Raw genomic sequence first — 14,239 nt, forward strand, 5'->3', positions numbered from 1 at the left:
TCAACTCTCTATAAATCTGTTTGATTAATTAATCAGCACGACGCCAAACCGTACCTTGACGGGTATCCTCAAGAACAACACCTTGATCAAGTAAAGATTGACGGATTTCGTCTGCGCGTGCGAACTTTTTGGCTTTCTTGGCATCCTGACGTTGCTGAATCAAATCTTCAATTTGTTCAGGTGATAGTCCTAATGCTTCCTGACCAATGTCAGACTTGAGGAACTCTTCTACATCTTGCTGTACCAGACCGAGAATATTGGTCAGGTGACGTAAAGTTGCATAATAAATCGCTGCCTGTTCCGCATTTTCTTCTTTCACAGCACGATTCAGTTCTTTATTGATTTCAAACAATACCGCAATCGCTTCAGGCGTATTGAAATCATCACGCATAGCGGCATTAAAACGTTCAACCAAAGCCTCATCCAGAGTTTCAACCAGATGATCACCATAAACCGCCTGATAGGTTTTAAACGAGTGATAGAAACGAGACAAGGTATTTTTTGCTTCTTTTAAGGCAACATCCGAGTAATTCACCGGGCTACGATAATGGGAAGAGACAATAAAGTAACGCACCACTTCCGGATGGAATTTTTCAATCACGTCGCGAATGGTGAAGAAATTGCCTAAAGACTTCGACATTTTCTCGCCATCGACATTGATGAATCCGGCATGCATCCAGTAATTAACATACTGTTCGCCAGTAGATGCTTCAGATTGTGCAATTTCATTTTCATGGTGCGGGAAAGTCAGATCAGCACCACCGCCATGAATATCGAAATGATTGCCTAGGCAGCAGGTCGACATTGCTGAACATTCGATGTGCCAGCCTGGACGGCCATTGCCCCAAGGAGATGCCCATGATGGCTCATTTTCCTTGGCATGTTTCCACAGTACAAAGTCAAACGGATGTTTCTTTTCGACTTCAACATCGACACGTTCAGACGCACCGGCTTGCATATCTTCCAGTTTACGGCCAGAAAGGCGACCGTATTTGGCGAATTTTTCGACCTCAAAGTAGACATCGCCATTATTGGAAGGATAGGCCGTACCTTTGTCGACCAGGTTACCGATCATATCTTGCATCTGATCGATATAATCTGTTGCTTTAGGTGCAACATCAGGTGCAAGGCAGCCCAGTTTGGCAAAGTCTTCATTCATCGCATCAATAAAGCGACCTGTTAATTCTGAGATACTTTCGCCATTTTCATTGGCACGTTTAATAATTTTGTCATCAATATCCGTAACATTGCGCACATATTTGACCTTCCAGCCTTGGCTACGCAGGAAACGGATAATATAGTCAAATGCAACCACTGTACGTGCATGTCCAATATGACAGTAGTCATAAACCGTCATACCACAGACATACAGATCAATTTGACCTTCAACACGAGGTACGAATTCTACTTTTTTGCGTTGCTCTGAGTTATATAGAACAAATGGTTGCATAGCTGTTCAAAAGACTTCAAATAAAAGGATGAATCATCTTAACCTAAGCATAATTATTCATAAAGATAAAAGCGTAAAAAGCCTCAGTTATTTAGGGGAGTTAGGCGACGAGAGTGATTTATAAAGAAGGGGTTCAGGAAGTGAAATAGCGAATATTGAGCTTACATTTTCAGAGGCAGTGTTTGCCAGTCTGATGGAATTATATTTGAATGAGTCTGGTCTGATTTGACCAAAACTATTTTGGATAGCGTAAGCGCGTTCCCCTAAAAAATAAAAACAAGCGCCTTTTACAGCGTCAAAAATGGAGCGAATGTAGAGGCGGAGATACCAGATTGTGCAAGTTGAATACAATCTGAATATATTAAAAATCCGTCGAATCTTCTACATTTAGAAAGCTTACAATTGCATAGCTATGCTAAAATTGCGAAAATTATGCCCATCAAACCAGAGTTTTTCTCTGTCCTTAGCGTAGGTAAACAGGCTTTGAATCCACAAAAAACAGCGAATCAACTAGATTTCCAGAAAGTCGCACTTGAAACACTGCGCATCGAAGAAAATGCACTACAGATTTTAGCAACACAGATTGATGACCGTTTTAGCCGGGCATGTGAAATTATTCTACAGTGTACTGGCCGTCTGGTGATTACCGGAATGGGCAAGTCAGGTCATATTGGCCGTAAAATGGCGGCGACCTTTGCTTCGACCGGAACTCCCTCATTCTTTATGCATCCAGGTGAAGCTGGTCATGGCGACTTGGGTATGCTGGTGGCTGGTGATGTGCTGATTGCAATTTCAAACTCGGGCAAGAGTGATGAAATCATGATGCTGATGCCACTCATCAAACATCTGGAAATTCCGCTGATTACAATCAGTGGTGATGATCGTGGTCCAATGCCACAAAATGCTGATGTGGCTTTGACGCTGGGTAATATTCAGGAGGCTTGTCCACTGGGTTTAGCGCCGACATCGTCAACGACGGCAACATTGGCTTTGGGTGATGCTTTAGCGGTGGCTTTACTGGATGCTCGCGGCTTTACCTCGGATGATTTTGCACGCTCACATCCTGCAGGTGCGCTGGGTAAGCGTCTGTTATTGCATGTGAAGCATCTGATGCATACTGGTGCAGATTTACCTAAAGTCTCGCCAGATACCGCCATGAATAAAGTATTGTACGAAATTTCCAACAAGCGCTTGGGCTTAACCACAGTCGTCGATGAAAATGATGTGTTGCTGGGGATTTTTACCGATGGTGACTTGCGTCGCTTGATTGATAAGCAGCAAGGTTTTGATGTCAATCTGGCTATTCAGGACGTGATGACCAAAAATCCGTTGACCATTTCTCAGGAAGCACGTGCAGTGGTCGCACTGGAACGTATGAATGAACATAAAATTAATCAATTTGTAGTTGTTGATGATGCCAATAAAGTCATTGGCGTGATTAGTATGCATGACCTGATTCAGGCTGGGGTAAATTAATAAATGGCATCTTATGTATTATTAGAACAGGCACGTCATATTGCAGCACTGGTGCTTGATGTAGATGGTATTTTAAGTGATGGCTTTGTAACGCTGACCAATACTGGCGATGAGACCAAATCCTTTGACATTCGTGATGGTCTGGGCATGAAACTGGTTCAGCAGGCGGGAATCAAGGTGATTATTATCACCGGACGTAAAAGCAATATCGTAGAAAAGCGTATGTCGGATCTGGGTGTTGATTTGGTCTATCAGGGGCGTGAAGATAAAGGTACAGCACTTCGTGAAGCCTGTGCGCAGCTTAATATTGATCCTGAAGATTGCCTGTACATGGGCGATGACTGGCCTGATCTGTCTGCTTTTGCCATTGCCGGCATGAAAGTGACCGTGCCTAATGGTCATGTCGAAGTTCGTCGCCGTGCCGATCTGGTGACTCAGGCGCAGGGTGGACGTGGTGCGGTGCGTGAAATCTGCGATATGTTGTTAATGTCCAAAGGCATGTACCAAGAGTTACTTGAAAAATATACTCGTGCGCCTTATTAATAAGTCATATCTTTTGGATTAAGTACACCGCTTATGGATACTAAAGTTTTATATATTACGGCTGTGATTATTGCCGCAATAAGTGGTGGTTATTACTATTACAGCGGCAAGGGCAACAAGTTGCAGGCAGACTCTGCGCGCAGCATGACCTATTCCGCTCAAAATATTAACTTAACTCAGACGGATGAAGCAGGTCAGGTGTCGGTTCGTGCCCAAGTGGACCGACTCGAGCAGAACCTGCAGCTAGAAACCTCAAAGCTGGAAAATCTGCGAGCATCGACTTATGACAATGGTAAAGTCGATGCGACTTTCTTTGCCAAAATGGCGCATGGTTATGATGACAATACAAAAGTTGTACTTTCTCAAGAAGTGCTCGCCACCAAAATCATGCAAAATGGGAAAATGCGGTTTCGTACTGAAGAACTGACTGCTTTTCCGAAAACACGTGAAATTGAAACAGACAAGACAGTGATTGTGGAATCTCCACAGGCTGAATTCGTCAGCCAGGGTCTTAAAGCCAATCTTAATGATGGTCAATACGAATTCTTTAATATTCGAGGAAAGTATGAACCAAACTCCTAAAGCCAAAATGATGCACACTTTCCTGAAGCGTATGACGCTGGCGACTGTGGTTGGACTCGGTTCAATCGCTGCTTTTGCACTGCCATCTGACCGTAACCAGCCAATCACTTTGCTGGCTGACCGGGCGACTTTCAATGAGCGGACGGGTGTGACGACGTATTCGGGCAACGTTATCATTGAACAGGGCACCATGAAGCTGCAAGCCAATTCGATTGTGGCCAATCTGAACAATAAACGTCAGATCAGCCTGATTACAGCGACAGGCAGCCCGGCACAGTTCCAGCAAAAAGTGGATCCGGCCAAAGGTCTTGCCAAAGGTCAGGCGCAGAAAATTGTCTACAATGCTGAAACCGGGATTATTACCTTGTCAGGTAATGCCTTCCTGCAACAGGACGGTGCCAGTATTCGTGGTGCGACTTTAAAATACAGCATGAACAAAGGCGATATCGAAGCTACCGGAACACCAAATAAAACCGGTTCATCGTCTGGCCGTGTACAAATCGTGATTCCACCCTCTAGTTCAACATCCTTCCCGGGAGCGCGTGATTAATGGAGCAATCGCAGCAGGTTCAAACCTTAACCATTAAGCATCTGGCGAAAAACTATAATAAACGCTGGGTAGTGAAAGATGTGTCGTTCAGCATGGAAAGTGGCCAGATTGTTGGGTTGCTGGGACCAAATGGCGCCGGTAAAACCACCAGTTTCTATATGGTGGTCGGTCTGGTGCGGATGGATAAGGGGGAAATCTATCTCGATGATCTAGATCTTTCCGACCTCGCAATGCATGAACGGGCACGTAAGGGAATTGGTTATTTGCCGCAGGAAGCTTCGATTTTCCGAAAACTGACAATTTCCGAAAATATTATGGCAATTCTGGAAACCCGTAAAGATATGACCAAGGCACAGCGTCAGCAACGTCTGGCGGAGTTACTGGCAGACTTTAAAATCACTCATATCAAAGATTCTTTAGGTATGAGTGTATCCGGTGGTGAGCGACGTCGTGCCGAGATTGCACGTGCACTTGCGGCGGACCCAAAATTTATGCTACTCGATGAGCCTTTTGCCGGTGTCGATCCGATTTCGGTTGGAGATATTAAGGATATTATTACGACCTTGAAAGATCGCGGGATTGGGGTACTGATTACCGATCATAACGTGCGTGAAACGCTGGCGATTTGTGAGCATGCTTATATTGTTAGTGAAGGCGCATTACTTGCTGAAGGTACACCAGAAGAAATCCTAGCGAATGAGACCGTAAGAAAAGTTTATCTGGGTGATGATTTCACTGTTTAAATAATCCTGCTTTATATAAAACCCTGCATCAGACGCCAGTTGTCGGATGCAGGGTTTTTTTGATCAAATCAAAGTGGAAAAGATTTCTTTTAAAGGGATTTGATATATTGTTAGACTAAAACAAGAAACATTACATAATATTATGCGATTTAGGGCAGAACACTTTAAAAAAAAATCAGGGGAAAACAGATCAAAAAAGAAAGAGATTGATACTTCTTCTTTTGCCTTTATCTGTATCTTTGGTGCATGCAGAAAGCTCACCCCATTATTTTGCCAATCTCAAAAATGGCTTGGGGCAGCTGATTGCACCCAAGCCGACACGGTCAGCGCATAACATAGATATTACCTCGCTTGGTCATTATTCATTAGATACATCAAAAGTTGCTGAGCTGCCGCAAATTACCCGGCCACAGTCAGAACAGCCAGCTTTAAGTTCTACGATCACAGCTGGTATTCCAAAGACAATGAATCTGGTGGAAGCCGTACACCGGGCAGTGCAACGACGACCTGAAATTACCCAGAGTATTTCGAAATTATCTGCACAGGCCGCGAATATTGATGTGGCGAGAGCGGGTTATTATCCGCAGTTATCCGGTGGTATCGGGACAGGTGACCTCACTTCAGGTGAACGTGGACGACAAATGGTTTCTTTGAATGCCACCCAGATGCTGTATGACTTTGGCAAAATTAAAACCAATATCAGTGTGGAAGAAGCCCGCTTGGCAGAAGAACAGGCAAGAGTGCTGGTTAGTTTGGATCAGATCGCATTTGAAGTAGCAGATGCAATAGTGAATATCAAACGTTATCAGCAAATCACCCAGATTGCCCAACAGCAGATTCAGGGCATTGGACGGATTGCAGAAATTGACAATTTGCGTGCCCGCGCCGGAATCAGCAGTCAGGCCGACCCGATTCAGGCCCAGTCCAATCTGGAAGCAGCGCAATCGAATCTGATTGTTCAGCAGACCCAGCTCAGACAATATCAACAACGCTTGCGTACCTTGCTAGGATTTGATGGATCTGCAATTGAATGGGAGATTCCTGAGCGTATTGTGGCACAGGCCGATCTTTATCAGGATCCGGAATTTACCCAGATTCCGAACATGATTCTGGCCCATGCCGGGGTCAATGTTGCCCGTTTGCAAAAAGATCAGGCGCGATTAAGTCCTTATCCGACTATTAGTGTTAAAGGCAGTCTAAGTCAGGCGATGAATGGGCGGAATCCAAATAATAATGAAGATGATGGCTTTTATAATTCCGTCATGATTGAAGCCAGCAGTAATTTGTATCAGGGTGGTGCAATACGTTCACAGACCCGTGCCGCAAGCTATGCCGAAGAAGCTGCACGTGCACAGGTCAATACGGTCTATCTGGATGTGCTGGATCAGGTGCGCTTGATCCGAGAACAGATTGAAAATAAACAAAAACAAATGGGAGTTTTATCCCAGCGCCGCGCAACCACGGTACGCACCAAAGAGCTGTATCAAGAACAATATAAATTGGGTACCCGAACCGTGGTGGATTTGCTGAACGCAGAGCAAGCCATTCATAGTGCCGCGCAGGAAATTGAATCGGCGCGCTATGACATTTATTCGGCGATCGTACAGTACATTCAGGTCACTGGCCGCACACGGGATATTTACGCGCTTAACCGTATTTCTATTCAGGAGTCTGAAGTTCAGCCATGAGTACTACAATAATAAATTATCAACCTTGGCTTCAGGCAGTTTTAAATATTGCTCGGCATTACCGCATTGAGCCTTCTGAGGAGCGGATTCGCCTGCAACTGGACTGGACCCAGCATCATGATATCGATGACATGCTCAAGATTGTCAGTCGTCAGATGGGTTTAAATGTCCGTAAAAATAAATTTGAGCGCAGCCTGCTGAATCCATGGCGTTTACCTTTACTGGTTGAATTCGATAGTGGTGATGTGGGGGTGATCGAACGCATCGACACACAAGGGAATGTTAGCATACAGCTCAGTGGTGATGAAGGTTTATCTCAAAGCTTTACAGTTGAACAGTTAGAGACTGGCATAAAGCATCTTTATGTGCTGCGTCCTGAATCTTCAGTTCCAGATGCGCGGGTGGATGAATATATCAAACCCTTTGAGAAAAACTGGTTTTGGTCAATTGTCCTGAATGACTGGAAGCGCTATATCGATGTGATGTTTGCATCTTTAATTGCCAATATTCTGGCATTGGCCACAATAGTCTTCTCGATGAATGTCTATGACCGTGTCATTCCATCACAATCTATTCCGACGTTATGGGTGTTAGCCGGTGGTGTGCTGATCGCTGCGATTTTTGAGTTTGTTTTACGTGTCTCGCGGATCTATCTGTCAGACATTATTGGTAAACGCGCAGATTTAAAAATTTCTGACCGGGTGTTTGGTCATTCCTTGCGGATTAAAAACAGTGAACGTTCCAAATCAACAGGAACCTTTATTTCACAAATTCGCGAGCTGGAAGGTGTTCGCGAACTGGTGACTTCAACCACAGTTACGGCCATTGCCGATCTGCCATTCTTCTTTCTGTTCTTAGGCATCTTCTGGGTGATCGGTGGCAATCTGTTCTGGGTCATGTTACTCGTTGTGCCCTTAATGATTCTTCCGGGAATTCTGGCGCAGAAAAAACTGGCACAACTGGCTCAGTTGGGCATGCGCGAATCTGTCATCCGCAATGCCTTGCTGGTAGAAGCCGTACAAGGAATTGAAGACATCAAGCTATTAAGAGCTGAAACACGTTTCCAGAATCAGTAGAATCATATGAATGAAGTATCAGCCGATGTCAGCATGCAGCAACGTAAAATTGTCGGCTTGATGACCGCCTGGACCCAAAAAATTCAGGGACTGACCTTTGCAATTGTAGTCTTGGTCGGGGCTTTTGCGGTGATGGAGGGTGACATGACCACAGGCGCACTGGTGGCCTGTTCAATTCTTTCTTCACGCATGCTGGCACCAATTTCACAAATTACGGGTGTACTGGGTCGCTTGCAACAGGCTAAAGTCGCCAAGGCTAGTTTGGATGAACTCATGAAAAAACCGGTGGATCAGCCGGATTATTCGCACCTGATTCATCGTCCGGCACTGGATGGGCATTATGAGCTCAATGGTGTGGTGTTCAAATATGGCGATGATGATCCGAAACCGAGTTTGATGATTCCCAAGCTAGAGATCAAGCCGGGAGAGAAAATCGCGATTCTGGGCCGTAACGGGGCAGGAAAATCGACCTTGTTACAGCTTTTGTCTGGGATGCAGACACCGTTACAGGGCAAGGTCAAGCTGGATGGTATTGATCTGACCCTGATTGACCCGTCAGATGTACGTCGTGATATGGGCTTGCTGAATCAGAACTCGCAGTTATTTTATGGTTCAATTCGTGAAAACCTGACTTTGGGCGCACCCTTGGCCACCGATCAGCAAATTCTGGAAGCCTTACAAATTACCGGTGCACTGGGATTTGTACAGGAGAAAAAAGAAGGACTGGATCATATCATTTTAGAAGGCGGTGTCGGTTTCTCTGGGGGGCAGCGTCAAGCCTTGTTATTGGAGCGGTTGTTGATCCGTCAACCAAAAATTCTGCTGCTGGATGAACCGACCGCTGCTATTGATGATGTATCAGAAAAGCAGTTGATTGATCATCTCAAAGGGTATTTAACCCATCGTACGATGATTGTTGCGACTCATCGCCGTGCGGTATTGGAACTGGTGGATCGTATTCTGGTGGTGAATGACGGCAAGATTGTGATGGATGGACCACGGGATCAGATTCTGAATCAGTCGCAAGGTGGTAATAAGCGGGTTGTAGGAGCAAGTGCATGACTGAACTACAGCAACTAAAACGTTCCAGCAAGGTCAGCTTTCAGGAACCGCCCTTACCGAAATCAAGTGTCATCATCTAGATTATCGGCATTGGCCTATTGGTATTGCTGAGCTGGGCCTGGTTATTCAAATTGGAAGAAGTGTCTACCGGTACCGGGAAAATAATTCCATCATCCAAAGAGCAGGTGATTCAGTCTCTGGATGGCGGTATTCTGACCACACTCAACGTCAAAGAAGGTGAAATTGTCGAGCGTGGGCAAGTATTGGCCCAGCTTGATCCGACCCGCTTTGAATCCAATGTCGGTGAATCAGAATCCTTGCTGGTGTCGTCACGTGCCACTTCAGCCCGTTTACGTGATGAAGTCAAGCAGGATCAATTTTATTATTGGGTGTATATCCGTACCGATAGCGACAAGCTCAGCAATAATGCCGGGCAGGAGTTCAATATTACTCCAGGGATGGTGGCCACCGTGGATATTCGTACTGGTTCAAAAACCGTGATGGATTATCTGATCAAGCCATTTAATAAAGCCAAAGAAGCCTTGCGTGAACGGTAATATTTGCCAAGCAATTGAGTAAAACAATCGATCAAAATCAGGCCTCTCCGTGGAGAGGCTTTTTATTTGTCTGTGCAAAGCAGGTATACTGCAGCAGTGAGAGTTTAAAGTCTGAAGTTATGCCATTTACCATTGCCAGCCTGGTCAGTTTCGAGGAAGACATTAAAAAAAGCCGCTTTCAGGCCTTTGCCACCCCTGTTGAAAATGAGCAGGACGTGAAAGATTTTCTGGAAACTTATCGTGATCCAAGCACCACGCATCAATGCTGGGCCTGGAAAATTGGCCATCAGGTACGCTTTAATGATGATGGTGAACCTTCAGGCACAGCGGGACGCCCGATTTTGGCGACCATTGAAGGCAATGAGCTGACCAATGTGCTGGTACTGGTCAATCGCTGGTATGGCGGGATCAAGCTGGGAACAGGGGGCTTGGTACGTGCCTATGGCGGTTGCGCTGGACAATGTTTGTTGCTGGCAGAAAAAATTGAACTGATTGAAAAGAAGAAGGTGCAATTTTCCTGTCAATTCAATGAATGGGCCATCTTTCAATATGAATTGAATCAGCAGCAAATCGATTATCAGGAAGAATATACAGCCGAAGGGGTGCAGGTCAGTGCCTTATTTCAGTTACATCAAATTCAACCCTTTGCCTTAAAAATTCAAGATGTGACCCGTGGCCGGGAACAGCTCAAAATCATAGAAGAAGCGACAGATGACTGACGTAGATCCATTACTGAAATATCGTGAGCAGCATAAACATCGCCTGAATTATATGCCTTGGCTGTACTGGTCTTTAAAGCCTAAAAATCGTAGCTGGGCAGAAGCGTGGCAAAAGGACTATCAGGCTTACTTGATGGAAATGGAAACTGTCGAGATTGGTGAAAACTGTTTTATTTCACCACTGGCACATATCTTTGCCGAGCCGGGGCGCAAAATCATTATTGGCGATAATACCTTTATTGCCGCAGATTGCACCTTACATGGCCCACTAGAGATCGGCAATGAAGTGGCGATCAATCATCACTGTATTCTGGATGGCGGTCGGGTGGGGATTAAACTGCATGATCAGGTGCGTATCGCCGCTTATTGTCATCTTTATGCCTTTGATCATGGCATGAATCCTGAGCAGCCGATTTATCAGCAGTCAGTCCGTTCGCAAGGAATCGAGATTGGTCGGGATGTATGGCTGGGCGCACATGTAGGTATCAAGGATGGAATTAAAATCGCAGATCAGGCTGTGGTGGGAATGAACAGTATGGTGACCAAGGATGTCGAGAAGCGTGCGATTGTCGCCGGTAATCCGGCCCAATTCATTCGCTATCGTGAATAAGCTTTTGGAAGTCAATTGCTTGACGCAACAGCCTGACTCAGAAGATAGATTAATATGTTGATCTATCTTTGTTCACATATAAGTTAACATATTTCAAGTCAAGCCTTACAGATTTCGCTGCACATTTTTGAATGCTTATGCTAAGTTAAAAATAACTAAGAAATTTTTATCATAAATAGAAGAGAGGCTAAACATGAAACGTGTCATCGCCTGCATCGACTCATCACCATGTATAAACGCGCTGGCAGACGCGGCGGCATGGATTGCCAAACAGACTGGGCGTGAACTGGTCCTGTTACAGGTTTTGGATTATTACCCGGCCAGTTATCATCTGGGGGAAATCAGCGGAGTGATCGGCTTTGAAAGTAATGCCATGTTACTCAAAGAACTGGCCGAACTTGAACAGAAACAAAGTGAAATCGCGCTGGATTATAGCAATAACCTGCTGCAACACATTTCCGAGCGGATTATAGCAGAACATGGCATTCAAACCACCCATATTCAGGAAAAAGGTGATTTTCTGGAACAAAGCTTCCAGATCCTGCAGCCTGATGATATCGCAGTAATTGGATTGCTCGGTGAACGCTCGGCTGAAAAAAACAAACCGATCGGCACCAATGTGGAAAATTTTATTCGTGGGGCAAACTGTACCGTGATGACTGTCGGAGAACAGTTTAAGCCGCCGACACGATTTATTTTCGCCTATGAATATTCACCGACCTGTATCAAGATGATGAAACGGATTGCGGAAAGTGATCTGCTGCGCTTATTGCAATGTCATCTGTTATATATCGGTGATCATGCTGAAATTCTGAATGAGCCTTTGCAATACTTAACTCAGGCTGGTTTAGATGTGGTGCCACAATACCGCTATGGCGATGTCGCAGAAAATATTTTGACCTATCAGCAGGAACTCGGAATTCAGCTGATCGTGTTGGGTGCATTTAGTCACAGTAAAATTCACCAGTTCTTTTTGGGTAGTATTGCGACCACGATTTTCCGGAATTCAAAAGTGCCTTTACTGGTTGCGAAGTGAGAATTGCATATAATAGCCAAGCGCGAAGTCTAATCGTAAATTGTTACAGCTTGATTTAAAAATGACCAGAGTTATCCTCATATATTGTGGATAACTCTGTGGTTAATATTTATAAGTTAATGTTATTTATGGTAAATATGTCATTGGGTGATTTTTGTTCTTCTTGTTTTATTTCACAATCGCGAGTGCAAAACCATCATGTCCTTTGCTGCCAACCGTTTGTAAAGCAGTGCATGACAAAATACGTGGATGATTTTGAAGCGCTTTAAACATGTCACGAATGCCTTCAATACTTGGTTTATTATTGTCCGGGTTAATGATTTCGCCAGCACGAATCACATTGTCCAGAAAAATAAGTGTACCTGAGTGCGACAGGTTTAAACTGAGTTCCAGATATTCCGGATAACTCTGTTTGTCTGCATCAATAAAGATGAAATCGAAAGCTTCCGTATCTTCAGGCAGGGCTTTAAGCACATCTGCTGCACGGCCGCATTTCAGTTCGACGGTCTGTTTAAGCTGCGCGCGATCAATATTTTCCTGACCCATCGCTGCATGGGTATCACGTCCTTCAATCGTCAGGATATAGCCATCATCCGGCAACGCACGTGCCAGCCACATGGTGCTATATGCTGCAAATGTGCCGAGTTCCAGTACACGTTTACATTGGTTCATCTGGATCAGCATCTGCAACAACATGCCTTGATTCGGTGCTACAGCCAGGTGATCAGGAAAACCGTGCGCTGCGGTATTCTCAAGAGTTTGATTCAGAATAGGGTCTTCAGGAATTAAATGTGAATCAATATAGTGATCAATGTCTGTCCACATTTGTTGCATAGTCTTAGCACCTCGATTGCGATGCGTGCATTTTAAACTTTTCGCGGCAGAGCGCAATTTATTGTTCTATAGGTGCTGATTTTTTAGGCGCTACAAAGTCCTGCATGAACTTTGTAGAACATTTGTCATGACTTAGTAATTACACATTGAGGAATTACGGCCTAAACTCGGTCCCCAAGTACGATAACCTTGGGTATCGATGTGGATCTGGCCAGAAGCATACATGCCGAGTCCCATATTCAGGCTTTGACCATGCTGCACCCAGAACTGGCACAATTTAAACTTGGTATTTTCAATATAACTATAATCTTGTGCTTGGGGATATTCAGGCCCAATCCGGAAATCGATGGCAGAGTTGTACAGATGGCGTGAAGAATTGGCACCGCCGGCACACTGGTTTAAAGGCAAGTCACGATAGACTGATGTGACTTCAAAATCAGTCAGTACATTGGCTGCAACCAGATATTTAAAGACTTTTAAAGTGGGGATCTGATTGGCCCATAATTCACGGCTCGGAATCATGTATTGGGAACGACCACACTTGGCCCAATCACGTGCAGTACGCATCAACTCGAAACTCGGAATGATATTGCCAACCCCATGACGTTCCAGAAAAACCTCATATTCACGCACGCGTGACAAATTATCCAGTGCCGATACCCAGTGAGTATACACATAAGGCACAGTTTTCGGGTGGGCTTTACGATCGTATTGAACACGTTCTTGTGGAATGTAAATCCGTTTTCCAGCAGGTGTGGTGGCCTGTCCAGGTTGTTTTGTGGTCGTGGTACAGCCCACAAAAACAAGAGGAATTATACAAAGACTCAATAATCCCTTTAACAAGTTCTTCATTTATAGAAATCAGATATTTACAAAATAGCGCTATTTTAGACTAAATATAGGGAGAAATTTGGAGAATATTGCAATGAAATGTGTGCGTTGAATATAAAAAAGATCAGCATTTGCTGATCTTTTGAAGTTTAAACTAATTACTTTTCAAGGTATTGTAATTTGTCTGCTTTGCCATTCCATTCTTCACGGTCTGCTGGCTGGTCACCAATTTGTGTGATATTTGGCCATTTTTGTGACAGGTCAGCATTCAGTTCAATAAAGACTTCCTGACCCTCTGGTAATTCGTCTTCAGAGAAAATTGCATTTGCCGGGCATTCAGGTTCGCATAACGCACAGTCGATACATTCGTCCGGGTTAATCACAAGGAAGTTAGGACCTTCATAGAAACAGTCTACAGGGCAAACTTCAACACAGTCTTGATATTTACATTTAATACAATTTTCAGTGACAACGAAGGTCAT

The 14,239-nt window shown here is 44.5% G+C and carries 13 protein-coding genes and 2 pseudogenes; 11 read left to right on the forward strand and 4 right to left on the reverse strand.

Going from position 1 to position 14,239, the window contains the following annotated elements; genetic code table 11:
* Positions 1 to 28: 28 nt before the first annotated feature.
* On the reverse strand, positions 29 to 1,450 hold the full coding sequence (gene cysS, locus FTV42_RS09180) for a cysteine--tRNA ligase (protein WP_180038567.1): 1,422 nt from the start codon (positions 1,448 to 1,450) through the stop codon (positions 29 to 31).
* 432 nt (positions 1,451 to 1,882) lie between these two features.
* Between cysS and FTV42_RS09185 the strand changes: the two genes are divergently transcribed.
* The 11 genes and pseudogenes from FTV42_RS09185 to FTV42_RS09235 all read left to right on the forward strand — a co-directional run bounded on the left by FTV42_RS09185 (position 1,883) and on the right by FTV42_RS09235 (position 12,092).
* Positions 1,883 to 2,926 (forward strand): KpsF/GutQ family sugar-phosphate isomerase, encoded by a 1,044-nt coding sequence (locus FTV42_RS09185; protein WP_257223438.1) that lies wholly within the window; start codon positions 1,883 to 1,885, stop codon positions 2,924 to 2,926.
* 3 nt (positions 2,927 to 2,929) lie between these two features.
* Positions 2,930 to 3,469: an HAD family hydrolase gene (locus FTV42_RS09190; protein WP_180038568.1), complete on the forward strand. Its 540-nt coding sequence runs from the start codon at positions 2,930 to 2,932 to the stop codon at positions 3,467 to 3,469.
* 33 nt (positions 3,470 to 3,502) lie between these two features.
* Complete coding sequence (gene lptC, locus FTV42_RS09195; RefSeq protein WP_005246677.1) at positions 3,503 to 4,051, forward strand: LPS export ABC transporter periplasmic protein LptC; 549 nt, start codon at positions 3,503 to 3,505, stop codon at positions 4,049 to 4,051.
* Positions 4,035 to 4,601, forward strand: coding sequence for a lipopolysaccharide transport periplasmic protein LptA (gene lptA / locus FTV42_RS09200; RefSeq protein ID WP_004646679.1), 567 nt, complete (start codon positions 4,035 to 4,037; stop codon positions 4,599 to 4,601). Before lptC ends, lptA begins: the two co-directional genes overlap by 17 nt.
* The gene (gene lptB, locus FTV42_RS09205) at positions 4,601 to 5,344 is read left to right on the forward strand and encodes an LPS export ABC transporter ATP-binding protein (RefSeq protein ID WP_005104345.1); all 744 of its coding nucleotides are present in this window, start codon (positions 4,601 to 4,603) and stop codon (positions 5,342 to 5,344) included. The genes lptA and lptB overlap by 1 nt, the downstream gene beginning before the upstream one ends.
* A 206-nt stretch (positions 5,345 to 5,550) precedes the next feature.
* Positions 5,551 to 7,032: a TolC family outer membrane protein gene (locus FTV42_RS09210; RefSeq protein ID WP_218946971.1), complete on the forward strand. Its 1,482-nt coding sequence runs from the start codon at positions 5,551 to 5,553 to the stop codon at positions 7,030 to 7,032.
* Positions 7,029 to 9,170, forward strand: a pseudogene (locus FTV42_RS09215) (type I secretion system permease/ATPase). The gene FTV42_RS09210 and the pseudogene FTV42_RS09215 overlap by 4 nt, the downstream one beginning before the upstream one ends.
* A pseudogene (locus FTV42_RS09220) lies at positions 9,167 to 9,727 on the forward strand (biotin/lipoyl-binding protein). The pseudogenes FTV42_RS09215 and FTV42_RS09220 overlap by 4 nt, the downstream one beginning before the upstream one ends.
* Positions 9,728 to 9,846: 119 nt before the next feature.
* Complete coding sequence (locus FTV42_RS09225; protein ID WP_180038569.1) at positions 9,847 to 10,446, forward strand: YigZ family protein; 600 nt, start codon at positions 9,847 to 9,849, stop codon at positions 10,444 to 10,446.
* On the forward strand, positions 10,439 to 11,056 hold the full coding sequence (locus FTV42_RS09230) for an acyltransferase (protein WP_180038570.1): 618 nt from the start codon (positions 10,439 to 10,441) through the stop codon (positions 11,054 to 11,056). The genes FTV42_RS09225 and FTV42_RS09230 overlap by 8 nt, the downstream gene beginning before the upstream one ends.
* A 193-nt stretch (positions 11,057 to 11,249) precedes the next feature.
* Positions 11,250 to 12,092, forward strand: a complete 843-nt coding sequence (locus FTV42_RS09235) for a universal stress protein (RefSeq protein WP_180038571.1) — start codon at positions 11,250 to 11,252, stop codon at positions 12,090 to 12,092.
* Positions 12,093 to 12,260: 168 nt separating this feature from the next.
* On the opposite strand, the gene FTV42_RS09240 is transcribed toward FTV42_RS09235, so the two are convergent.
* The 3 genes from FTV42_RS09240 to fdxA form a co-directional block, all read right to left on the reverse strand.
* Positions 12,261 to 12,926, reverse strand: coding sequence for an O-methyltransferase (locus FTV42_RS09240; protein WP_004729865.1), 666 nt, complete (start codon positions 12,924 to 12,926; stop codon positions 12,261 to 12,263).
* Positions 12,927 to 13,058: 132 nt separating this feature from the next.
* Complete coding sequence (locus FTV42_RS09245; RefSeq protein WP_004279938.1) at positions 13,059 to 13,778, reverse strand: D-Ala-D-Ala carboxypeptidase family metallohydrolase; 720 nt, start codon at positions 13,776 to 13,778, stop codon at positions 13,059 to 13,061.
* A 137-nt stretch (positions 13,779 to 13,915) separates the two neighbouring features.
* A complete protein-coding gene (gene fdxA, locus FTV42_RS09250) occupies positions 13,916 to 14,239 on the reverse strand; it encodes a ferredoxin FdxA (RefSeq protein ID WP_004279936.1) in 324 nt (107 codons plus the stop codon).

This window comes from Acinetobacter sp. YH16052 (genome assembly GCF_013417155.1).
Taxonomy (GTDB): domain Bacteria; phylum Pseudomonadota; class Gammaproteobacteria; order Pseudomonadales; family Moraxellaceae; genus Acinetobacter.

Bases quoted from the DNA above. Each gene is read 5' to 3' on its own strand.
- cysS (WP_180038567.1), bottom strand. From the start codon at position 1,450: ATGCAACCATTTGTTCTATATAACTCAGAGCAACGCAAAAAAGTAGAA.
- FTV42_RS09185 (WP_257223438.1), top strand. From the start codon at position 1,883: ATGCCCATCAAACCAGAGTTTTTCTCTGTCCTTAGCGTAGGTAAACAG.
- FTV42_RS09190 (WP_180038568.1), top strand. From the start codon at position 2,930: ATGGCATCTTATGTATTATTAGAACAGGCACGTCATATTGCAGCACTG.
- lptC (WP_005246677.1), top strand. From the start codon at position 3,503: ATGGATACTAAAGTTTTATATATTACGGCTGTGATTATTGCCGCAATA.
- lptA (WP_004646679.1), top strand. From the start codon at position 4,035: ATGAACCAAACTCCTAAAGCCAAAATGATGCACACTTTCCTGAAGCGT.
- lptB (WP_005104345.1), top strand. From the start codon at position 4,601: ATGGAGCAATCGCAGCAGGTTCAAACCTTAACCATTAAGCATCTGGCG.
- FTV42_RS09225 (WP_180038569.1), top strand. From the start codon at position 9,847: ATGCCATTTACCATTGCCAGCCTGGTCAGTTTCGAGGAAGACATTAAA.
- FTV42_RS09230 (WP_180038570.1), top strand. From the start codon at position 10,439: ATGACTGACGTAGATCCATTACTGAAATATCGTGAGCAGCATAAACAT.
- FTV42_RS09235 (WP_180038571.1), top strand. From the start codon at position 11,250: ATGAAACGTGTCATCGCCTGCATCGACTCATCACCATGTATAAACGCG.
- FTV42_RS09240 (WP_004729865.1), bottom strand. From the start codon at position 12,926: ATGCAACAAATGTGGACAGACATTGATCACTATATTGATTCACATTTA.
- FTV42_RS09245 (WP_004279938.1), bottom strand. From the start codon at position 13,778: ATGAAGAACTTGTTAAAGGGATTATTGAGTCTTTGTATAATTCCTCTT.
- fdxA (WP_004279936.1), bottom strand. From the start codon at position 14,239: ATGACCTTCGTTGTCACTGAAAATTGTATTAAATGTAAATATCAAGAC.